This window comes from Exiguobacterium sp. (genome assembly GCF_020832205.1).
Classification (GTDB): domain Bacteria; phylum Bacillota; class Bacilli; order Exiguobacteriales; family Exiguobacteriaceae; genus Exiguobacterium.
The window spans coordinates 1-19,774 of sequence record NZ_JAFIFD010000045.1; the positions used below are offsets into that span (position 1 = coordinate 1).

21 protein-coding genes are annotated in these 19,774 nt (G+C 52.3%); 14 read left to right on the plus strand and 7 right to left on the minus strand.

Going from position 1 to position 19,774, the window contains the following annotated elements:
• The first annotated feature begins 73 nt into the window (after positions 1 to 73).
• Positions 74 to 1,264 carry an IS200/IS605 family element RNA-guided endonuclease TnpB gene (gene tnpB / locus JJU47_RS11940; protein ID WP_228619725.1) on the plus strand — a complete coding sequence of 397 codons (1,191 nt, stop codon included), beginning with the start codon at positions 74 to 76 and terminating at the stop codon, positions 1,262 to 1,264.
• A 68-nt stretch (positions 1,265 to 1,332) separates the two neighbouring features.
• On the opposite strand, the gene mntA is transcribed toward tnpB, so the two are convergent.
• Positions 1,333 to 1,740, minus strand: coding sequence for a type VII toxin-antitoxin system MntA family adenylyltransferase antitoxin (mntA, locus tag JJU47_RS11945; protein WP_228619728.1), 408 nt, complete (start codon positions 1,738 to 1,740; stop codon positions 1,333 to 1,335).
• Positions 1,741 to 1,875: 135 nt separating this feature from the next.
• On the opposite strand from mntA, the gene JJU47_RS11950 reads away from it, so the two are divergent.
• From JJU47_RS11950 to JJU47_RS11975, 6 genes are all read left to right on the plus strand, one after another.
• Positions 1,876 to 2,370 carry an LURP-one-related/scramblase family protein gene (locus JJU47_RS11950; RefSeq protein WP_228619730.1) on the plus strand — a complete coding sequence of 165 codons (495 nt, stop codon included), beginning with the start codon at positions 1,876 to 1,878 and terminating at the stop codon, positions 2,368 to 2,370.
• A gap of 13 nt (positions 2,371 to 2,383) precedes the next feature.
• Complete coding sequence (locus JJU47_RS11955) at positions 2,384 to 2,926, plus strand: NUDIX hydrolase (RefSeq protein ID WP_228619733.1); 543 nt, start codon at positions 2,384 to 2,386, stop codon at positions 2,924 to 2,926.
• Positions 2,898 to 3,470: a DUF1349 domain-containing protein gene (locus JJU47_RS11960; RefSeq protein WP_228619736.1), complete on the plus strand. Its 573-nt coding sequence runs from the start codon at positions 2,898 to 2,900 to the stop codon at positions 3,468 to 3,470. The genes JJU47_RS11955 and JJU47_RS11960 overlap by 29 nt, the downstream gene beginning before the upstream one ends.
• Before the next feature lie 199 nt (positions 3,471 to 3,669).
• On the plus strand, positions 3,670 to 6,066 hold the full coding sequence (locus JJU47_RS11965) for a carbohydrate binding domain-containing protein (protein ID WP_228619739.1): 2,397 nt from the start codon (positions 3,670 to 3,672) through the stop codon (positions 6,064 to 6,066).
• 141 nt (positions 6,067 to 6,207) lie between these two features.
• Positions 6,208 to 7,107, plus strand: a complete 900-nt coding sequence (locus JJU47_RS11970) for a DNA-3-methyladenine glycosylase family protein (protein WP_228619741.1) — start codon at positions 6,208 to 6,210, stop codon at positions 7,105 to 7,107.
• A 208-nt stretch (positions 7,108 to 7,315) separates the two neighbouring features.
• On the plus strand, positions 7,316 to 8,179 hold the full coding sequence (locus tag JJU47_RS11975; RefSeq protein ID WP_228619744.1) for a DegV family protein: 864 nt from the start codon (positions 7,316 to 7,318) through the stop codon (positions 8,177 to 8,179).
• A 46-nt stretch (positions 8,180 to 8,225) separates the two neighbouring features.
• Here JJU47_RS11975 and JJU47_RS11980 read toward each other — a convergent pair whose 3' ends face one another.
• Both JJU47_RS11980 and JJU47_RS11985 read right to left on the minus strand, forming a co-directional pair.
• Positions 8,226 to 8,699 carry a histidine phosphatase family protein gene (locus JJU47_RS11980; RefSeq protein ID WP_228619746.1) on the minus strand — a complete coding sequence of 158 codons (474 nt, stop codon included), beginning with the start codon at positions 8,697 to 8,699 and terminating at the stop codon, positions 8,226 to 8,228.
• A gap of 31 nt (positions 8,700 to 8,730) precedes the next feature.
• Positions 8,731 to 9,192, minus strand: a complete 462-nt coding sequence (locus tag JJU47_RS11985) for a DUF2691 family protein (RefSeq protein WP_228619749.1) — start codon at positions 9,190 to 9,192, stop codon at positions 8,731 to 8,733.
• Positions 9,193 to 9,362: 170 nt separating this feature from the next.
• Between JJU47_RS11985 and mqo the strand changes: the two genes are divergently transcribed.
• Positions 9,363 to 10,862: a malate dehydrogenase (quinone) gene (gene mqo, locus JJU47_RS11990; protein WP_228619751.1), complete on the plus strand. Its 1,500-nt coding sequence runs from the start codon at positions 9,363 to 9,365 to the stop codon at positions 10,860 to 10,862.
• Between the two features lie 90 nt (positions 10,863 to 10,952).
• On the opposite strand, the gene JJU47_RS11995 is transcribed toward mqo, so the two are convergent.
• Both JJU47_RS11995 and JJU47_RS12000 read right to left on the minus strand, forming a co-directional pair.
• Positions 10,953 to 11,477 carry a CarD family transcriptional regulator gene (locus JJU47_RS11995; protein WP_029596405.1) on the minus strand — a complete coding sequence of 175 codons (525 nt, stop codon included), beginning with the start codon at positions 11,475 to 11,477 and terminating at the stop codon, positions 10,953 to 10,955.
• Positions 11,478 to 11,584: 107 nt separating this feature from the next.
• Positions 11,585 to 12,016 (minus strand): MarR family winged helix-turn-helix transcriptional regulator, encoded by a 432-nt coding sequence (locus tag JJU47_RS12000; RefSeq protein ID WP_228619753.1) that lies wholly within the window; start codon positions 12,014 to 12,016, stop codon positions 11,585 to 11,587.
• 128 nt (positions 12,017 to 12,144) lie between these two features.
• On the opposite strand from JJU47_RS12000, the gene JJU47_RS12005 reads away from it, so the two are divergent.
• Both JJU47_RS12005 and JJU47_RS12010 read left to right on the plus strand, forming a co-directional pair.
• Positions 12,145 to 13,230: a DUF4236 domain-containing protein gene (locus JJU47_RS12005; RefSeq protein ID WP_228619756.1), complete on the plus strand. Its 1,086-nt coding sequence runs from the start codon at positions 12,145 to 12,147 to the stop codon at positions 13,228 to 13,230.
• Between the two features lie 102 nt (positions 13,231 to 13,332).
• On the plus strand, positions 13,333 to 14,076 hold the full coding sequence (locus tag JJU47_RS12010) for a hypothetical protein (protein ID WP_228619758.1): 744 nt from the start codon (positions 13,333 to 13,335) through the stop codon (positions 14,074 to 14,076).
• A 44-nt stretch (positions 14,077 to 14,120) separates the two neighbouring features.
• Here the strand turns inward: JJU47_RS12010 and JJU47_RS12015 are convergent, their stop codons facing one another.
• Positions 14,121 to 15,905 carry an SLC13 family permease gene (locus tag JJU47_RS12015; RefSeq protein WP_228619761.1) on the minus strand — a complete coding sequence of 595 codons (1,785 nt, stop codon included), beginning with the start codon at positions 15,903 to 15,905 and terminating at the stop codon, positions 14,121 to 14,123.
• A 187-nt stretch (positions 15,906 to 16,092) separates the two neighbouring features.
• On the opposite strand from JJU47_RS12015, the gene JJU47_RS12020 reads away from it, so the two are divergent.
• The 3 genes from JJU47_RS12020 to JJU47_RS12030 are packed head-to-tail and all read left to right on the plus strand — an operon-like array spanning position 16,093 to position 18,341.
• Positions 16,093 to 16,839 (plus strand): methionine ABC transporter ATP-binding protein, encoded by a 747-nt coding sequence (locus JJU47_RS12020; protein ID WP_228619765.1) that lies wholly within the window; start codon positions 16,093 to 16,095, stop codon positions 16,837 to 16,839.
• Positions 16,832 to 17,494: a methionine ABC transporter permease gene (locus tag JJU47_RS12025; protein ID WP_228619767.1), complete on the plus strand. Its 663-nt coding sequence runs from the start codon at positions 16,832 to 16,834 to the stop codon at positions 17,492 to 17,494. Before JJU47_RS12020 ends, JJU47_RS12025 begins: the two co-directional genes overlap by 8 nt.
• Positions 17,495 to 17,522: 28 nt before the next feature.
• A complete protein-coding gene (locus JJU47_RS12030) occupies positions 17,523 to 18,341 on the plus strand; it encodes a MetQ/NlpA family ABC transporter substrate-binding protein (protein ID WP_228619769.1) in 819 nt (272 codons plus the stop codon).
• A 34-nt stretch (positions 18,342 to 18,375) separates the two neighbouring features.
• Here the strand turns inward: JJU47_RS12030 and JJU47_RS12035 are convergent, their stop codons facing one another.
• Complete coding sequence (locus JJU47_RS12035; RefSeq protein WP_228619772.1) at positions 18,376 to 19,212, minus strand: aldo/keto reductase; 837 nt, start codon at positions 19,210 to 19,212, stop codon at positions 18,376 to 18,378.
• A 142-nt stretch (positions 19,213 to 19,354) separates the two neighbouring features.
• Between JJU47_RS12035 and JJU47_RS12040 the strand changes: the two genes are divergently transcribed.
• The gene (locus JJU47_RS12040; protein WP_228619775.1) at positions 19,355 to 19,768 is read left to right on the plus strand and encodes a hypothetical protein; all 414 of its coding nucleotides are present in this window, start codon (positions 19,355 to 19,357) and stop codon (positions 19,766 to 19,768) included.
• Positions 19,769 to 19,774 lie beyond the last annotated feature (6 nt).

A 19,774-nucleotide genomic window follows, 5' to 3' on the forward strand; every position in this document is an offset into this window, starting at 1 on the left:
AAGCCCTCGTGAAAGTGGGCGATGAATCGCCGACCTCTCTTTCGGGTATAAATACCTAAGGGAGGTGAACATCATGCTGAAGCATAAAGCGTATCAGTTCCGGATCTATCCGACAACGGAACAGGAGATCCTGATCGCCAAGACGATCGGTTGTTCACGCTTCGTCTTCAACCACTTCTTGTCGAAGTGGGAAGAAACCTACAAGGTGACCGGAAAAGGACTGTCCTACGGCTCTTGTTCGAAAGAAATCCCTTTGTTGAAGCAACAGTTCGACTGGTTGAAGGAAGTCGATAGCACGTCTGTGCAAAACAGCGTCAAACATCTGGTCGAGGCGTACGACCGCTTCTTCAAGAAGCAGAACGAACGGCCACGGTTCAAGTCGAAGCGGAACCCCGTCCAATCCTACACGACGAACGTCCAAGGCAAGTGCCAACTTCCCGAGGTGTCGATCGTCGGCAACAAGCTCAAGCTCCCGAAGCTGAAGTGGGTCCGCTTCGCCAACTCGAGACGGGTCGAGGGCCGTATCTTGAACGCCACGATCCGACGGAACGCCTCGGGCAAGTACTTCGTCTCCCTGTGCGTCGAGCAGGAAATCGACGAGCTGCCGAAGACCGGCTCCACGATCGGCGTCGACGTCGGGCTGAGACGTTTCGCCGTCCTGTCCGACGGCACGGAGCACCTGGACGATCACGACTTCCGCACGCTCGAGAAGAGACTCGCCCGCGAGCAGCGCAAGCTGTCCCGCCGTCGGCTCATCGCCCTGGGCAAGAACATCAAGCTGTCGGAGGCCAAGAACTATCAGAAGCAGAAGCGCAAGGTCGCCCGCATCCATGAGAAAATCGCCAACAAGCGTACCGACTTCCTGCACAAGGTATCGACCGAGATCGTCAAAAACCACGACGTCATCGGCATCGAGACGCTGCAGGTGAAGGACATGCAGCAGGACCGCCGGCTGAGCAGGGCCATCTCCGCCGCGGGCTGGTCGGAATTTTTCCGCATGCTCGCATACAAGGCGGACTGGTACGGGAAGACCGTCGTGAAGGTCGGGAGGACATTCGCCTCGAGCCAGCTCTGTTCGGGTTGCGGCCATCGACACAAGGACGTGAAGCATCTCGCTTTGCGTGAGTGGACATGCCCGGGTTGCGGGACCCACCACGACCGAGATATCAACGCAGGAATGAACTTGAAATTAGAGGCTGAACGTATCTTGGCTTCTTCAACCGTCGGGACGACGGGGTTAGCCTGGCCAGGTTCCGGTCGTTAGACCGGATGACCCAGGAATCCTCCACCTCTTAGCGAAGCGTAGGTGGAGGTAGTTCAATAAGAATCACATCATTCATCAAACACACTTCCCCTAGATTGAATATTGTTTAATATCATTTGGCGCTGTTCGTTCAACTCGGCATACATTCGATATGCTTTAATCCGTTGCCGAATCCATTCATTTTCGTCTTGCACGAGCAGAGGGATGCCCTCTGAGAAAATCTGCATGGCGAAGATGGTGTCCACTTCACGGATGTCGATCAGGTCGACGTCTCGACCGCATAAGAGGGCCACTTCGTTCGCCAATGTGAAACGTTCATAAGGTGAGAGGCGCTTCTGACTGAAATATGCGAGATCTACATCACTGTCATCCCGTGCTGTTCCTTTTGCGAATGAACCGAACAACAAAATGAATTCCGCATCTGTCTTCTGTCGAATCGTTTCGATGACCGTTTGGTTAATCACGTCAGAAACCATGTTCCCACCCCCTTCTCTCATTATACGCCCTTAACGTTTCGTATAAACAGTTGTTTTGCACCACGAAAGGTTGAACCATATTCGGGTAAACAGTCGTATAGAGAGAAGAATAATCAACGAATCGGAGGAATGAACATGAACACGCTATACATGAAACAGAAAGTGTTTAGTTTGCGCGGACGCTTTACCATTAAGGATGCCGACGAGCACGACATCTATTTCGTCGAAGGAAGCTTCATGAAGCTGCCGAAGTCGTTTGCCATCTCGGACACGAGCGGACGCGAGATCACGACGATCACGAAAAAGACGTTCAGTTTCTTGCCGAAGTTTTACGTTGACGTCGAAGGCGAAGAGACGTTGACGATCTCGAAAGAGTTCACGTTCTTCAAACCGCGCTATACGATCGACGCGGCCGGGATTGAAGTCGACGGCAACTGGTGGGACATGGACTTCGAAGTGAAACAGGACGGTCAAGTCATCGGCAGCGTTCAGAAGAAATGGCTGACGTGGGGCGATACGTACGAGATTCAAGTCATGGACGAGAAGATGGAACATCTGCTCATCTCGATTGTCGTCGCCATCGACTGCGTCAAAGCCGATCAAGCGGCATCTTCAAGCGCCGCGACGTAAAGGTGAAGAAAAAATGGAGCTATGGGACGTGTATACAGTCAATCGCGAGAAGACAGGACGGACGTGGGAACGAGGGACGCGCCTCGCACAAGGGGATTATCACCTCGTCATCCACGTCTGTATTTTCAACACAAACGGACAGATGTTGATTCAACAGCGCCAACCGTTCAAAGACGGGTGGTCGAACATGTGGGACATCACGGTCGGCGGCAGCGCAACGGTCGGGGATACGAGTCAACAGGCGGCGATGCGCGAGCTCGAGGAAGAGATTGGGTTGAAACTCGATTTGGCGGATACGCGACCACACTTGACCGTCAACTTTGACGAAGGGTTCGATGACATCTATCTCGTCGAGGCGGACGTCGACCTTGACGAGTTGACGCTCCAGGAATCAGAAGTGCAAGCCGTACAGTGGGCGGACGAGGCGACGATTTTGAACATGATTCGAAGCGGCGCGTTCATTCCGTATCATGAACCGATGATTCCATTGCTGTTTGCGATGCGAGGACAATGGGGAGGAATTAACCGTGTGGAAGCAATATCAGTGGATGAATGAACCGAGCGACGTGGAAATAACGGAACGACTGACGTTTCATACGTTGGCCGACACGGATTTTTGGCGCAACACGCACTACGGGTTCAACCGGATGACGGCGCACGCCTTGTTGACGGACGTGTCAGCCGAACGCTTCACATGCCGCGCCACGATCGAAATGGAGCCGAGCCACACGTATGACCAGGCCGGCATCTTGTTGTATGTGAATGACGACCATTGGCTGAAGACGTCCATCGAATTTATCCCGGACGGCCCGTCGCACCTTGGGGCGGTCGTCACCTCCTACGGCTACTCGGATTGGTCGACACGAGATTTCCCGAACGAGGACATAAGCGGACCGAAGACGTTCGAACTCGTCTATACAGACGGAGACGTCGAGGTGTTTTTCGAATACGGGGACGGCAGGCGTGAACAGTTGCGCATCGCCCATCTCCACGACGTATCGGCGTTACGCGTAGGACCGTACGCGTGTAGCCCTGACGCGAAAGCGGATAGTTTCAGCGTCACGTTCTCGGAATGGACCATAACGGAAGCATCGACCTGACTCATAGGCCGATGTTTTTTAATGTTTCATTTTCATTTCACTTCAAGAAAATGGTTGAATCTAGGCATGTAAAAAAATTATAATAAACGTAACGAAAGCGCTTTCGGAAAGCGGTTTCAATATTGGCGCGTGGGTTCAGCGTAAAGGCAGGGACGGTTTGAGTGTGTCTGCCTTCATTTATGTCAAAGGAGGAATTTTGATGAAGAAATGGGTAGCACTCGCACTCGCTCTCGGTACCGGTCTTGTCTTGTCAGGCGCACATGGCGCAGATGCCGCGAAACCGGAGAAGAAAGACAACACGAAATGGAAGCTCGTTTGGTCAGATGAGTTCAACACATCTGAAATTGATCAAACGAAATGGAACTTCGACACGGGGAACTGGTTGCTTGATAAGGATGGGAATCCAGTCGCACCAGGATGGGGAAACAATGAGAAGCAATTTTACACGGACAAAAACGAAAACGCTTTCGTAAAAGACGGGAAGCTCGTTATTCGCGCTTTAAAAGAGCAGACGACAGACGAACTTGGGACGTATGATTATACGTCGGCGAAGTTGACGACGAAAGGGAAGTTCAATCAAACGTACGGCCGTTACGAGATGCGGGCAAAACTTCCAATCGGTAAAGGGCTATGGCCAGCATTTTGGATGCTTCCGGAAGATGACCGTTACGGTGGGTGGGCCGCTTCGGGTGAAATCGACATCATGGAATCGTGGGGCAGTCAACCAGACAAAGTCGCCGGTACGATTCATTACGGTGAGACGTGGCCAAACAACAAGTATACGGGCAAAGACTATCACTTTGAAGAAGGCAATGGCATCGACAAATGGCATACATATGCCGTGGAGTGGGAGCCTGGCGAGTTGCGTTGGTACGTCGATGGAAAACTGTATCAGACACAAAACGATTGGTACGCCAAAGGCTTGAACCAAGCGACGAAATTCAGTTACCCGGCTCCGTTCGACCAAAACTTCTATTTGATCATGAACTTGGCCGTCGGCGGCTGGTTTGACGGTGATGTCGATGAGACGACCCCGTTCCCGGCTGACATGGAAGTCGATTACGTCCGAGTGTTCGATTTACAGAACCGCGACTATCGTCAGGCAGTGGAACCAGTGTACACGGATGAAGAAATCGTACTTCCAGATGGGGCAAAACAACCGTCTGAAGACGGCAACCTCGTTTACGACCAAGCTTATGACAAGCCGATTACGACCGTGACGAACGGCTCACAAGCGCTCGACCCGACGTATTGGAACTACGTGGCGTTGCCGGACTTTGGCGGTGTCGGAACGGTTGACGTCATTGAAAAAGCAGGCTCACGCTTTGCGGACATTTCGATCAGTCAAGCCGGCAGCCAGCCGTATTCACACCAATTGATTCAAAACGTTGCGCTCGGTAAAGGCGGTCACTACAAAGTGACGTTTGACGCGAGCGCCGATTCGGCCCGCTCGATCGCCGTGAAAGTCGGCGGCGGACCAGACCGCGGTTACGCAAAATATTCGGATGAAGGCTCATTCGATTTGACGACCGACGTGAAGACGTATTCGATGACGTTTGATATGACGGAAGACACGGACCTCGCGGCGCGTCTCGAGTTCAACGTCGGCCTCAGCACGGCGGGTGTCCAAATCGGAAACGTCCGTGTCGAGCAGACTCCGCGCGAAGCGCTCGACCCGAACGCGACGAAACCGGCGCTCGGTGACGGCAACCACGTCTACAACGGAACGTTCGACCAAGGGGCGATGGACCGTATGACGTTCTGGCAGTTCGACCCGGGTGCGACGAAAGGCACAGGTACGGTCGATGAGGAGCTCCGCCACTTCTTGTTCAAAGCGAACCCGAAAAAAGGTGAGCCGGCAACGCTCGTACAAAATGGGATTCAGTTGCAAGAAGGACATGAGTACGTACTTCGCTTCAAAGCAAAAGCAGAACGCATCAACACACTTCAAGTCGGATTTGCAGGTCTAGACGGCGAAGCGTATACGCCGCTCCAAGACGTCGCGTTGACACGCGAGTTTGAAACGTTTGAAATTCCGTTCACGATGAACGCGGAGACGGATTTGTTGAGCCAATTGCGCTTCGTCCTCGGTTCGGCGAAAGGTGAGATTGCGATCGACGACGTGAAGTTGTTCGACGTGACGCCAATCGAGTTCGACCCGGCACCACTGAAGAACGGTACGTTTGCGGAAGGGTTGACGCATTGGGGCTCGTACGTCCACTATGACGCGCAAGCTTCGGTCGAGGCTGTGAATGAAGCAGCCCGCCTTGCGATTGCGAACGAAGGCCAAGAGCCGTGGAGCGTGCTGATGGAGCAGGGTGGTCTCGAGTTACATCCAGGCCAGACGTATGTCGTCCGCTTCGACGCTTCGTCGACAACCGCGCGTAACATGGAAGTGACGGTTGAGAACGCATCGTATACGCGTTACTTGAGCGAAATCGTCGCGCTCGGACAAGATGCGAAGACGTTTGAGTTCGAACTCGTCATGCCACAAAAAGACATGACGGCGCTCAAGTTCCTCCTCGGTCGCACGGACGGTTCACCGCTCGGTGCGCACGATGTGATCATCGACAACGTGGAAGTGGCAGTGAAGTAAATCACGACCGAAGAGTGGCGCGCACGACTGGCGTCACTCTTTTTTGTACCTTCAAGACGATAAGGGTTCATGGAAAGTAATAGAACGTGCAGAAATGGGGAAAGATGAATTTGTTACAGTAGAAGAGATGAGGGGGATGCAATGAAACCGACTCAACTTACGATTTCAGTCGATTCGCCGTTTGACTTTCACCAGTGCCTCACGTTTTTGCGCCGGTCGAACGCAGAAGTGATGCACGTGGCGACCGGCGACGCAGTATGGAAACTGTTTGATGTGAACGGACGCCTGTTGTTAGGTGAAATCAAGAAAGGGACCCAGGGCCTCGTCGTCACGTTCCCGGCAGATGACGTAACGAGCGAAGACGAGACGTGCGTGGAACGATACGTCCGCGAGTGGTTCGACCTCGACCAAGACGTAGCCGGCTTCGAACGTTTGGCGGAAACGCACGACTTGTTGCGGCCGCTCGTCCGAGAGTATAAGGGGCTCAGGTTGATCGGATTCCCTGACTTGTTCGAGGCGCTCGCCTGGGCCGTCATCGGTCAACAAATCACGTTGTCGTTCGCCTACACGTTGAAACGCCGATTCGTCGAGCGTTACGGACGGGAGCGAGAAGTGGATGGTGTGACGTATTGGGCATTCCCGAGACCGGAGAACGTCGCTGAGCTGGCACCTAGTGACTTGCGAGACATGCAGTTCAGTATGCGCAAAGCAGAATATATCATCGGGATTGCTCGGGAAATGACAGCGGGCACGTTATCTAAACAACAGTTACGCACCTATTCCCCAGAACAAATTCAAGTCCGTTTGCTTGAACTTCGCGGTGTCGGCGAATGGACAGCCGACTATGTGCGTATGAAATGTTTTCAAGACAAGACAGCTTTCCCAGTGACCGACGCCGGTCTGCATCAAGCGTTAAAGCATCATCTCAATCGAAACGAAAAAGTGACGCTAGAAGAAGTATGGACCATCGGTGAATCGTTCGCCGGTTGGGAGGCGTATGCGACATTTTATCTATGGAGGTCTTTGTATGGAAACGTATAGACTTGATGGCGTGAGCTAAATCGGAAGCGTCACGCATCATCCGACGGAACGGGGGCTTTGACATGAGAAACAATCACACGTTCAAGCCTAGTAACAAAACATCTCACCCCCCATTTCTGGTACAATAAAGGAATCCTATCGTGACGTCTGGATCGACGAAATGAACTAGGATGATTCCCGTCACAGAGGAAAGATATTTGGAGGTACTATGATTAAATTACTAGCAGACTCAACATGCGATTTGTCAGATGAGATTTTAGCCAAATACGAGATCGGGGTCGCTCCGCTAATCGTGACGATTGATAACAAATCGTACGAGGACCGCGTCGACATCCAGCCCGATGATTTGTACGGAATGTTGGAAGCGCTACCGGAATTCCCGACGACGGCGATGCCGAGTCCGGCCACGTTCATGAAGTTGATGGAAGACGCGGTCGAAGCGGGACATGACGAGATTCTTTGCATCTGTATGTCGAGCGGGACGAGCGGGTCGTATCAATCAGCGGTGCTCGGGAAAGAGTATTTCGAAGAGGCCCACCCGGACTCGCCCGTGAAGATTCATATCGTCGACTCGCGCTCGATGAGCCACGGGAGCGGTTGGCTGTTGATGAAGAGTGCCCAGATGCGTGAAGCGGGCGCCACGTTCGAAGAGCTCGTTGAGTTTAACGAGACGTATAAGATGAAAGTGAAGCATTTCTTGTCGGTCGACGACTTGGATCACTTGATCAAGAGCGGACGCATCTCAAACGCGGGCGCCATCATCGGCAAGCTGCTCATGGTCAAGCCGATCATGAGCATGAAGGACGGCAAAGGTGCCGTCGTCGCCAAAGAGCGCGGCACGCGCAAAGTGCTCAAGCATTATACCGATCAGTTCGTGAAGCGCTGTGATCGCGACATCACGAATTTCATCATCATCGGTTATACGTCGGACCAAAAGATTGCTGAGAACTTGAAAGCGAAAATCGAGGCGGAGACAGACTTCGATGGGGACATCTACCTTATGCAGATGGGTGTCTCGGTCGGGACACACGTCGGTCTCGGTGCCATCTCGATGTTTTTTGTGGAAAAGTGAAAGTAGGAAGCCGTCTCGAAGGAGGCGGCTTTTTCTGTGGATAACGTTATCCACAAGCAGGGTCGGACCAGACGCGCTTGACCGAATAACAGTTATCCACATGTTGTAACAAAAGCGCGAGCAGGTTGCCGTGTGTCACGAGAATCGTCGGACCGTCCGTGCGGTCGACGACGTCTAAAATCCGCGCGGTCGCGTCTTGTCCGGATTCAGCGCCGGGTAAAGCGAACGAGTTGTCTTGAAAAGAATGACGCAGCAACTCCAACCAATCCTCGCGAGGCTCTAAGGACAGGGTTCGTTCGCGCAGTTTCGGCTCTGTTTCAATCGACAACTCACTCGCTGTGGCGAACGGTGTGATTGAAGCGACGGCCCGTTCGTAGTCGCTCGAGATGATGCGTGTGACCGGAACGTCTTGAAAGAAATCACGGAGGGCGAGTGCTTGTCGTTCACCTGCTTCCGTGAGCGGGGCGTCTGGCGCCTGTCCGGTGGCGGAGCAGTGACGGATGAGATAGATGGTTGTCATGATGGATTCTCCTTGATCTTGGGGATACTGCTTACCAAATTGTTAAACGCGTTCTCGTATCGTTCGTATCGGTCAAATAGGCGACGTCCTCATACCCGCACGAGAGGGCATGCTGATAAAGCGACTCAAGCAGGTGTTCATCCTTGCAGTAGAGGTCGACGAACGTGGAGTCGATGATAAGGAGTGCGATTTCACAGTCGCTATCCATATACGCTTCGTATGTTTCTACGTCAGCGACAGGTCGTGTCGAAAATGCCTTCACGTTCACGAAGATGAGGTATTGCTCGCCATCATAGACCGATTGGGAAAAGGTCTCACCATCGAGTACGGTCTGTTGAGGAAACAAGAGTCGTTCTAAACCATCATCTCCTACGATGTAAGATTCTTCACCGCCGACTAGCCACGTATAGCGTTCTATCTCGATCGGACGCAATAGTTCTGACAGATAGCGTCCGTATGCGTTTGGAATTTTGAAACTGACGCCACGTCTCATCTTCTTTCTCTCCTTTCGAAAAAGTTTCATCGATGTTTTCCGTACTTAACCCTTATCATTCATCACAAAAGCGTTATAATCAGTATAACGATTATAAACGGGACTGCCGATGAATGGGGATTTATACGGTGGTCTCACGCACAAATTCAGGGGAGAAGGATGGGGTTTTCATGAGCAGTGTCCAAAAGAAAACAGACGTCATTTTGATTGGTGCAGGAGTGATGAGCGCGACGCTCGGATCGCTCTTTAAAGAGCTCGTACCGGAGTGGGAAATCAAAGTGTTCGAAAAGCTCGAAAGTGCAGGGGAAGAAAGTTCGAACGAATGGAACAACGCTGGGACCGGTCACGCCGCCCTTTGCGAGTTGAACTATACGACTGAAAATCCGGACGGGTCGCTCGATATCTCGAAAGCGATCAACGTCAATGAACAGTTCCAAGTCTCGCGTCAGTTTTGGGCGCACCTCGTAAACAAAGGCTTGATTCAGCAACCGGAAGATTTTATCCGGTCGATTCCACATATGAGCATGGTACAAGGGGAGAAAGATATCCGCTTCTTGAAAAAACGTTTGGAAGCGCTAACAAATAACCCGTTGTTCGAAGGGATGGTCTTGTCGGACGACCCGACGCAATTGCGCGAGTGGATGCCGATTGTCATGGAAGGCCGGACGGTGGACGAACCAATCGCCGCCACGAAAATCGATTCCGGGACAGACGTCAACTTTGGTGCGCTCACACGGATGTTGTTCGACCATTTGACGAACCAAGGCGTCGAGGTCAATTACAAACATAGTGTCGAAGATGTGAAGCGTCTGGCCAACGGCTTGTGGGAAGTGAAAGTGAAAGACATCGAGGCGAATACGATTGAGACGCACACGGCGCCGTTCCTCTTCATCGGTGGCGGTGGCGGCAGTTTGCCGCTCCTGCAGAAGACGGGGATCCCGGAATCGAAACACATCGGTGGATTCCCAGTGAGCGGCCTGTTCCTCGTCTGTAAAAACAGGGACGTCGTCGAGCAACATCACGCGAAAGTATACGGCAAAGCGAAAGTCGGTGCACCGCCGATGTCGGTACCGCACCTCGACACACGTTACATCAATAATCGGAAAGAGTTGTTGTTCGGTCCGTTCGCTGGCTTCACGCCGAAGTTTTTAAAAACGGGCTCAAACCTCGATCTCATCCAATCGGTCAAACCGTATAACGTGGTGACAATGCTCGCAGCCGGCGCAAAAGAAATGCCGCTCACGAAATATTTGATCGAGCAAGTGCTCTTATCACATGACAAACGCATGGATGAACTTCGTGAGTTTATCCCGACCGCGAAAAATGAGGACTGGGAAATCGTCGTGGCCGGGCAACGGGTCCAAGTCATCAAAGATACACCGCAAGGTAAAGGGACGCTCCAGTTTGGGACGGAAGTCGTCAGTGCCGAAGACGGTTCGGTCGCGGCACTCCTCGGTGCGTCGCCCGGTGCTTCAACGGCCGTCCACGTCATGTTGAAAGTACTCGAACAATGTTTCCCGACCCGGATGCCGGAGTGGGAAATGAAAATTAAAGAGATGGTACCGTCATACGGTATATCACTTTCGGACCATCCGGAATTGTTCAAAACGATTCATGAGTCGACAGCGATGGCACTCGGGTTGAAAGAGAAAGGTGTCGTCCATAATTGAATGAATGAAGGCGAGAATACGAAAATATTCTCGCTTTTTCTTTTTGGTTTTTACATAAAAAAAAAGACCTCTTCGCACGGAAGGGGCCAATCAAGTAGTGGCGACAGGTTCTTCGCTCAAATAAGCAGCAATTTGTTGATCAATGATTTCTTCCGATAATTCAAGCGCGAGCGAAAGTTCTTTCACGAGGATCGTTTTAGCGTTCTCTAGAATCTTACGGTCCTGTTCATACAACTTTTTGTTCAACAAGAGGGCCTCGCTCTGACGGCGGGCAAGCGTGTTGATGACTTGAGCGATTTCGTGGCGGTTACCCGAGTGCACGACGTTCAAGAATTCGCGATTGCGGTTGTTCGGATGGGGATTCCATTCGACACCCGGCGAGCGGAACGATTCGAGGATCTCTTTTGCTTCTTTCGCTTCAAGGAGCGTCAACATCATTACTTTGTCACTATCGACGGGGATACTGATTTGCAATTTCTGTGCGTTGTTGATGGGGTGGAGCGTGTAGTACGACTTCGTCTCACCCGCGACCGTCATGTCGGAAATGTCGTCGATGCGGCAAACTCCGTGGGTCGAATAGATGATTAAATCACCAGTTTTGAACAAATCGATCACCTCTTCCTTTCATCAAGTATAGTAGTTCATGATGCGAAATGTCAACTAGGTTGACATTTCGTGGTAACTATGAAGGCAAAAAAATCCCTTCAAAGTGGTTGAAGGGATTACAGATTCCAATCGGATTGGAGCAGTTGTTGAAGTTGTTTGAAGGCATCTTCCCCGAGCGCATTGGCGATGTTTTGTTCGAGTTTCGCTTTGAGCGCCTCGTTTTGCTCGTAACAAACCACGCCGAGTTCGGTCAACTCGATACATTTATCTTTTCGGCTCGTCGGATGGTCGGTGACTTTGACGAGACCTTTTGTTTGTAAGTTTTTGATGAGCTTGTGAGTCGCTTGGCGCGACACATGAATACCCCGTGTCACCTCGGCGATCGTCGGTCTCTTATTATAGATTCGGGCGAGCACGTACCATTCCGAATTGGAGATATAGATGTCGTGTTGGTCGTTCCAGACTTGTTCACTCACGCGCCGGATTTGATCGTAGCGCTCGGCGAGTAAATCAAGCAAGTGGGTCGAGCTCGTTTCGTTTGGAGTCAAGTGAGCACTCCTCCATTCGTTTTTGTCGCTCCTAACTATACAAAAGCGGATAAGAAGCGTCAATGCTCGTTCGTCTAAACTATGGTACGTTTAATATATAGGAGATGAATGACAAAGGAGGATGGAGAATGGGTTTACGATTCCGTAAGAGTATTAAAATCGCGCCAGGCGTACGAATGAACGTCGGAAAACGAGGCGTCGGTGTCAGTGTCGGGACACGCGGGTTGCGGCACACGATCAACAGCAGCGGCCGATCGACATCGACGGTCGGACTTCCGGGTACAGGATTATCGTATTCAACGTCGCGTTCTTATAAGACATCGGCCCACCAACAACGAAATGAATTGGCAAAGCGTGAACGAGAGCAAGCGAAGCTGGCAGAACAAGAACACGCCAAGCTTCAAGTGGAACTGTACGAAAATCGAATCGAACGGATGCGCACGATTCATCAAGAGAGCGATGAACCGGTCGATTGGAAAGCGATTTATCATCAGGAGCCGCCGTTTGAAATCGACGGGATCGGACCGAACGAGCAAAGCGCCCGCGATCAACTGGAGTCCTACCGACCGAGTTGGATCGATCGTCTATTCAATCGAGAATCAAAGCAGAGACAACGTCTAGAACAAGACGTGCATGCAGCGGCTGAAGCTGACCGGACGCGTTATGAGGAATGGCGGGAAGCGAGAGAATTGGCGAAGCGCGTCCTACTCGGCGAAGTCGATACGTATTATGACGTGATCGAGTCGTTTCAGCCGTTCGACGACTTGCTCGAGTTTGGGAGCGGGTTCGAATGCAATGTCGCCTCACCGGAAATCGTGCAAGTCGCCTTCGATGTCAATGCACAAGAAGCGATTCCGACAACAGGCTACAGTCTCACAAAGACGGGAAAGCTTTCTGAACGTGCGATGACAAAGACCGCCTATTATGATCTATATCAAGATTATGTGTGCGGGGCGGCGTTGCGAATTGCCCGGGAAATGTTCGCGTTGCTACCGGTACAAGTCGTCTATGTCCAAGCGTATGAAAAGCAGTTGAACACGAGCATCGGTCATGAAGAAGATGTGTTGATCCTTACCGTCCAATATGACCGCCAGACGGTTGAACAAATGAATATGTCACGGGTCGACCCGGCTGATGCACTTGAACAGTTCACGCATCGGATGAACTTTCGGAAAACGAAAGGGTTCGCCCCTGTCGAGATAATACAAGCTTAAATAGGGACTCATCATGCGTCCTTCTCTAATTAGATGACATCGTTCTCTTGCGTTTGTTAATCACACCGAATCAAGGGAAAAGATGATGAGGAGGGGATGCTTATGCCAACTAAAACCGACCATTTTCACGCATATAAACAAAAGATCATCGAATTGAAAGACTTAGAGGAAGAGACGCTGAAGAGTGACTTGTTCCTTTTTGAAGAAGATCCGGTCAAACCGCTCACCATTTATTATGCGCCGTTCGAGTACGTCAATCCAGATGCGAAAGTCGTCATCGCGGGCATCACACCGGGCTTGTACCAGATGCGCCAATCGTTCGAGGCGATTCGCGATTTGGCCGATGCCTCGGACGAGGAGGCGCTCCGGGCCGTCAAACAGCGAGGCAGTTTTTCAGGACCGATTCGTAAAAACTTGGTGACGATGCTCGATGATTTAGACTTACATCGTCACCTCGGTATTGAGACATCGCTCGATTTATTCGGAAAAGCGAACCATCTCGTTCAAAACACGGCCGTCTTGCCGTATCCGGTGTTCTATAAAGGGAAGAACTATAACGGCGCGAGTCCGGATCTATTGAGGACCGGTCTGTTCCGCCCTTATATCGACGGGATGTTCGCCGATGAGATGGCTTCAATCGAAGAAGCGCTCATCTTACCGATGGGCATCAATGTGCGCCGTGCCATCGAGACGCTCATCGATCGCGGGATTGTCGCGAGCGAACGTGTCGTGAGCGGGTTTCCTCATCCGTCTGGGGGGAATGGGCATCGCCACCGAATCTTCGCGGAGAATCGCGATGCGATGCGTGCTCATATTGCGGAACACTTTAAGCGTCACCCGATGTGAACGCATCAAAAAAGGAAGAATCGCGAGGATTCTTCCTTTTTGCGTTACATGAACAGGACGTAAACCATCAACACCGAGACGATGAGGAAGAGCAAGCTCATGATCCCGCCGGCTTTCATGTAGTCAGCATTCCGGTAACCACCTGGTCCCATGATGAAGGCGTTCACTTGGTGCGTCGGCAAGATGAACGAGTTCGAGGCTGAGACGGCGACGAGAAGGGCGAGTCCGATCGGGTCCATACTGAACGTATCCGCCATCATGAGGACGAGCGGAACGAGTAAGACGGTCGCTGCGACGTTCGACATGAAGAGCGAGAAGAACATCGTGATGAGACCGATGATGAACAAGATGGCGAGTGTGCTCCATCCCCCGACGAGGTTGACGATGGCGTTCGCCGTATAAGCGGCCGCTCCGCTCTTCTCAAACGCGGTACCGAGCGGAATGAGCCCGGCGAGTAAGAAGACGGTCTTCCAATCGATTGCTGGATAAATTTCTTCTTTTGGGATGACACCGAGCAAGATCATGAGAAGTGCGCCTGTGAAGAAACTTAACGACAGCGGGAAGCCCATGAAGACGAGCCCGAGAGAGACGGCGATGGCGAACAGCGCCGGTTTTTTCTTGTTTTGTTGGGGCGCGAGTTCGGGCGCTTTCACGTCACTGAGCACTGCGACTTCGCGGCCGTTGCGAAGGTTGATCAAGTCTTTCCAGCTGCCATAGACGACGAGCTGCATCCCGGCTTCGAACGGGACTTCTTCAAGTTTGGTCTGCGTCCCGTCGTTTCCGACGATGGCGAGTGGTTCGAGACGGAAGTTTTTCCGGAAACCGATGTCACGGAGCGTCTTCCCGATAAACGGAGACGTCGGGGGGACGATAATTTCAGCAAAGCCGCTCTCATCTTCATTCTCAAGTGAGGCAAAGTGTTCGAGTTCAGGTTTGACTGTCAATTCATAGTCGACGGCAAAGCGGCTGACCGCCTCGTTTGTCCCGAGTATCGCGAGCGTCTGTCCTTCAGCGAGGTGGGTCTTGCGCCACGGACCATACATCTGGCTCGCATCTTCACGAAGAGCGAGGATGTTGATTCCGTAAGCCGACCAAATATCGAGTTGTTCGATCGTTTGTCCGGCGAGGCGGGTGTTGACGTCGAGCTCATAGATATCGGTCGTCAAATTATGCGTCTCTTGCATGAACGACGCGCTCGTCACTTGCGTCTCTCCGGACGCCTTCGGCAAGACGAGTCCACCAGCGAAGTAGAAATAGATGATTCCCGTCGCGAGCAAGGCGAGACCAATCGGTGTGACGGCGAACAAGTTCAACGCGTCGAACCCGGATTCGGTCAATAAGTCGTTCAAAATGATCAGCGGCCCCGAGGCGACCATCGTAAGTGTTCCACCGAGGATGGCGGCGAACCCCATCGGCATAATCAGTTTCGATGCCGGGATGTTCGCGTTCTTGCTGATTCGTTTCAGCGCCGGCAAGAACAAGGCGGCCGCCCCGATGTTCTGCATGAAAGCTGAGATCAAGCCGACGGTCGTTGACGTCGTCGCCATGACGTTCTTTTCTTTGACACCGACACGTTTCGTGATGAATGCCGCGACCACGGTCATGATGCCAGAGCGTTCGACCCCGTAACCGATCAGCATGACGCCGATGACGGAGATGACCGCGTTAGAAGCGAATCCAGCAAACGCCTCGTTCGCTGTGATGACGCCGGTCCAAGGCAAGATGACCATGATGAGTACGGCGACGAGGTCGGTCCGCAACTTGTCGGAGACGAAAAGGAAAATCGCCAACGCCAGCACGGCGAAAGTTAATAGGATTTCAGTAGTCATTCGATATACCCCCTGTGGTATTGTCTGTTCTCATTATAGAGGGTGGAAGGGTCGGATGGGAAGTGAAACGTTCTTCACCATCCGTAAATAGACTTCAGACAAGACGCATCAACTGACAACGGTCCTTTACTTCGCTAAAATGGGGTACGGGTATCACCAAGTTTTCTTATGGAGAAAGGGACCGTCTATGATCACGTTAACGAATGTACGCAAACAGTTTGGCCCCGACACGGCTGTCCGGGACGTCTCGCTGCACATTGATCGAGGTGACATCTATGGCATCATCGGGGCGAGCGGGGCTGGCAAGTCGACACTCCTCCGGTTGATGAATTTACTCGAGATGCCAGACGCCGGAACGGTCGAGATTGACGGAGCGACACTGACGTCACTCTCGAGACGGCAACTTCGAGAGAAGCGGCACGTCATCGGGATGATCTTTCAACAGTTCAACCTCGTCGCCAACAAGACCGTTTATGACAATGTCGTCGCCCCGCTTAAACTAGCCGGTCGACCGAAAGCGACGCACGAGGCCCGAGTGCTCGAATGTCTTCACTTCGTCGGGCTGGAGACGTTTAAAGACAAGTATCCAGCCCAGTTGAGCGGGGGGCAGAAGCAACGCGTTGCGATCGCCCGGGCGCTCGCGAACGAACCGCACGTCTTGTTATGCGATGAACCGACGTCATCGCTCGACCCGAACACGACGGCCGAGATTCTTGGTGTATTGAAGTCAATCAACGAGCGGCTCGGGGTCACCATCGTCATCGTCACGCACGAGATGGACGTCATCAGACAAGTGTGCGACCGGGTGACCGTCATGGCGGATGGTGCTGTCTATGAGACGCTCGACCTCGTCCCAGGCGGGGTGCCGGCTATCGACAACAATCCGGCCTGGTTCGTCGACCAGCTGAAGAAGGCAGGTGAGACGGATGCCTGACGTGCTCGTGCAATATCAGACCGAGATTTGGCGCTCGATCGGAGAGACGTTCATCATGGTCGGCGTGTCGATTATCGCCGCCATCCTCGTCGGCTTGCCGCTCGGGACATGGCTTTACTTGTCCCGAAAAGGTCAGTTGCTCGAGAATCGGGCCGTCTTTTCCGTCCTTAACTTGATCGTCAACATTGTCCGGTCGTTCCCGTTTTTGTTACTCGTCGTGTTTTTGATTCCATTCACGCGGCTCATCATCGGAACAGCCATCGGGACGGCAGCGGCGACGGTCCCGCTCGCCATCATCGCCATCGCCCATTACTCGCGTCTCGTCGAGCAATCGCTGTTAGACGTCCCGCGTGGCGTCGTCGAGGCGGCTGTGTCGATGGGGGCGTCCATCAAGGACGTCATCTTCAAGTTTTTATACGTCGAAGCCCGTTCTGGCCTCGTCCTAGGGCTGACGACGTCAATCATCAGCTTCATCTCGTACTCGACCATCATGGGGGTGGTCGGGGGCGGCGGTATCGGCGATTTCGCCATTCGATACGGCTATCAACAGTTTAAGACGGAACTGATGATGTACATGATTTTAATCATGCTCGTCTTCGTCCAGATGATTCAGTTCACCGGTACGACGGTGGCTCGGCTCATCGACAAACGCTAATTACTTATAGAAAGAAGGAAGAAAACTTATGAAAAAATTGATGGCACTCTTTGTCTCACTCACACTCGTGCTCGCAGCATGCGGGAACGATACGGAAACGAACACGACGGAAGCCCCGTCAAACGAGCCGCAGACGCTCAAAGTCGCCTCGCTCATCCCACCGATGACGGACATGCTTGAAATTGCGAAAGAACAGCTCGCCGAAGACAACATCGAGCTCGAAGTCGTCGTCCTCGGGGACAACGTCCAACCGAATACGGCGCTCGCGGCAGAAGAAGTCGATGCGAACTTCTTCCAACACGTCCCGTACATGGAAGAGTTCAACCGCAGTAACGATGCGAATCTCGTCCCGATTGAACCGATTTACTTTGCCAACTACGGCGTCTACTCGAAAGACTATGACAACATGGACGATATCCCGGAAGGCGCGACGATCGCCATCGCGAATGATGTGTCGAACATCGACCGTTCGCTCTCGCTCCTTGCCCAACATGACGTGATCGAGCTCGGCGAGAAGAACGGCGCGTACTACACGCAAGCTGATATTACGGACAACCCGAAGAACTTCAAGTTCCAAGAAGTCGATTTGCTCATGCTCGCGCGCGCCTATGACGACGTCGACGCGGTCCTCATGACACCGGCCTATGCGGCACCGCTCGGCTTGACGCCGAAGAGTGACGCCCTCTTGACGGAAGGGGTCGAGAACGACTTTGCGATCACGCTCGTCGCCCGTGAAGACAACAAAGACGATGAAGCGATCCAAAAACTCGCGGAAGCGCTCACGAGCGATGAAGTGCGTGCGTTCTTAGAAGAGAATTACGAAGAAACGGCAATTCCGGCGTTTTAACGAGAAAAGATTGAGCCCACGCGGCTCAATCTTTTTAGTATTCTTTATATTCTCTTGGGTCTTGATCATCAATCCGTCCGTCCGGTTTCGTCAAGGCAGCGATGGTCTGCATCTCGTCTTCGGTCAACTCGAAGTTGAAGACGTCGAGGTTCTCTTTTTGGTGCATCTCGCTCGACGACCGGGGGAGCGGGATGACACCGAGTTGAACGTGCCAGCGCAAAATGATTTGTGACACCGTCTTGCCTTTTTGTTTAGCGAGCTCGGTGATCGTCTCGTCATGGATGACGGTCCGGGCACGGCTGAGCGGGCTCCACGCCTCAGTGATGATCCCTCGCTCCTTGTCGGCTTGACGCTGCTCGACTTGTGAGAAGTAGGGGTGCATCTCGATTTGATTGATGACCGGTGTCTCACCCGTCTCCTCGATCAAACGGTCGAGATGCTCTGGCATGAAGTTCGAGACACCGATAGAGCGGATCCATCCGTTCTCTTTCGCTTGGATGAGCGCACGCCACGCCTCGACATATTTGTCTTGCTTCGGGTTCGGCCAGTGTAAGAGAAATAGGTCCCAGTAGTCGAGGTTTGCCCGATAGAGTGACTCGCGAATCATCTCGAGCGCGTCGTCATAGTCGAAATATTGACCGCGTAATTTTGAAGTCAGAAACAGTTGCTCACGCGGGATGCCAGATTGACGGACGGCCTCCCCGACCGCACCTTCGTTATCGTAACGGATCGCCGAGTCGATGAGACGGTAACCGTTACGGATAGCGCTCGTGATCGCATCGACACCGTTCTCGCCTCGCAAATAGACGGTACCGAGTCCGATGGCCGGAATCTCGTAGCCGTCATGCAGTTTGATGGTTGGGATGTTCATATAATGCCTCCTCATTCAAAATCCGTTCTCTTGTCCGCTATTCCACTTTCTCGGGGAATCAAACGTTTGAATCGGTCGCAGGAAGATAAACAAGCGTTGTATATTTTCCTATTTTTGTCATAATAAATGAGAGGTGATGAGAATGAAATGGTGGATCTTGTCTGGGATTTTAATGATTGGCGGGATGATGGTCGTCAACGAGGCACTATACGGGAACGCAGCGGCTTTCGGTGTGGCCACAGGAATGATTGTTGCTATGTTGTTTGCGATGAAAAAGTTGAATTCGCGTCGGAGGCTACGACTAGGTGCACTGTTCGCTCTTTTGATTGGCAGCAGTGTCTATTTTGGGATACCGAATTATTCGATTGTCGAAGCCGAACGTAGTCTGAAAAAAGTACATGAGGATGTGACATATGTACACGATGTCGGAGTGGTGAATGAGGGGTGGAACCCATTCCAACCGAAACGTGTCTATGTATTTGAAATCGAGGCAGAGAGCCAAGTCCTATTTTTACCCGATTCAGGAGAAGTCATAAAAACGCGTCCTCCAATGTGAGGACGC

Bases quoted from the DNA above. Each gene is read 5' to 3' on its own strand.
- JJU47_RS12025 (WP_228619767.1), top strand. From the start codon at position 16,832: ATGCCTGACGTGCTCGTGCAATATCAGACCGAGATTTGGCGCTCGATC.
- JJU47_RS11985 (WP_228619749.1), bottom strand. From the start codon at position 9,192: ATGAGACGTGGCGTCAGTTTCAAAATTCCAAACGCATACGGACGCTAT.
- JJU47_RS11970 (WP_228619741.1), top strand. From the start codon at position 6,208: ATGAAACCGACTCAACTTACGATTTCAGTCGATTCGCCGTTTGACTTT.
- JJU47_RS12015 (WP_228619761.1), bottom strand. From the start codon at position 15,905: ATGACTACTGAAATCCTATTAACTTTCGCCGTGCTGGCGTTGGCGATT.
- JJU47_RS12035 (WP_228619772.1), bottom strand. From the start codon at position 19,212: ATGAACATCCCAACCATCAAACTGCATGACGGCTACGAGATTCCGGCC.
- JJU47_RS12020 (WP_228619765.1), top strand. From the start codon at position 16,093: ATGATCACGTTAACGAATGTACGCAAACAGTTTGGCCCCGACACGGCT.
- JJU47_RS12005 (WP_228619756.1), top strand. From the start codon at position 12,145: ATGGGTTTACGATTCCGTAAGAGTATTAAAATCGCGCCAGGCGTACGA.
- JJU47_RS12010 (WP_228619758.1), top strand. From the start codon at position 13,333: ATGCCAACTAAAACCGACCATTTTCACGCATATAAACAAAAGATCATC.
- JJU47_RS11975 (WP_228619744.1), top strand. From the start codon at position 7,316: ATGATTAAATTACTAGCAGACTCAACATGCGATTTGTCAGATGAGATT.
- JJU47_RS11955 (WP_228619733.1), top strand. From the start codon at position 2,384: ATGGAGCTATGGGACGTGTATACAGTCAATCGCGAGAAGACAGGACGG.
- JJU47_RS12040 (WP_228619775.1), top strand. From the start codon at position 19,355: ATGAAATGGTGGATCTTGTCTGGGATTTTAATGATTGGCGGGATGATG.
- mqo (WP_228619751.1), top strand. From the start codon at position 9,363: ATGAGCAGTGTCCAAAAGAAAACAGACGTCATTTTGATTGGTGCAGGA.
- JJU47_RS12030 (WP_228619769.1), top strand. From the start codon at position 17,523: ATGAAAAAATTGATGGCACTCTTTGTCTCACTCACACTCGTGCTCGCA.
- JJU47_RS11980 (WP_228619746.1), bottom strand. From the start codon at position 8,699: ATGACAACCATCTATCTCATCCGTCACTGCTCCGCCACCGGACAGGCG.
- tnpB (WP_228619725.1), top strand. From the start codon at position 74: ATGCTGAAGCATAAAGCGTATCAGTTCCGGATCTATCCGACAACGGAA.
- JJU47_RS11950 (WP_228619730.1), top strand. From the start codon at position 1,876: ATGAACACGCTATACATGAAACAGAAAGTGTTTAGTTTGCGCGGACGC.
- mntA (WP_228619728.1), bottom strand. From the start codon at position 1,740: ATGGTTTCTGACGTGATTAACCAAACGGTCATCGAAACGATTCGACAG.
- JJU47_RS11965 (WP_228619739.1), top strand. From the start codon at position 3,670: ATGAAGAAATGGGTAGCACTCGCACTCGCTCTCGGTACCGGTCTTGTC.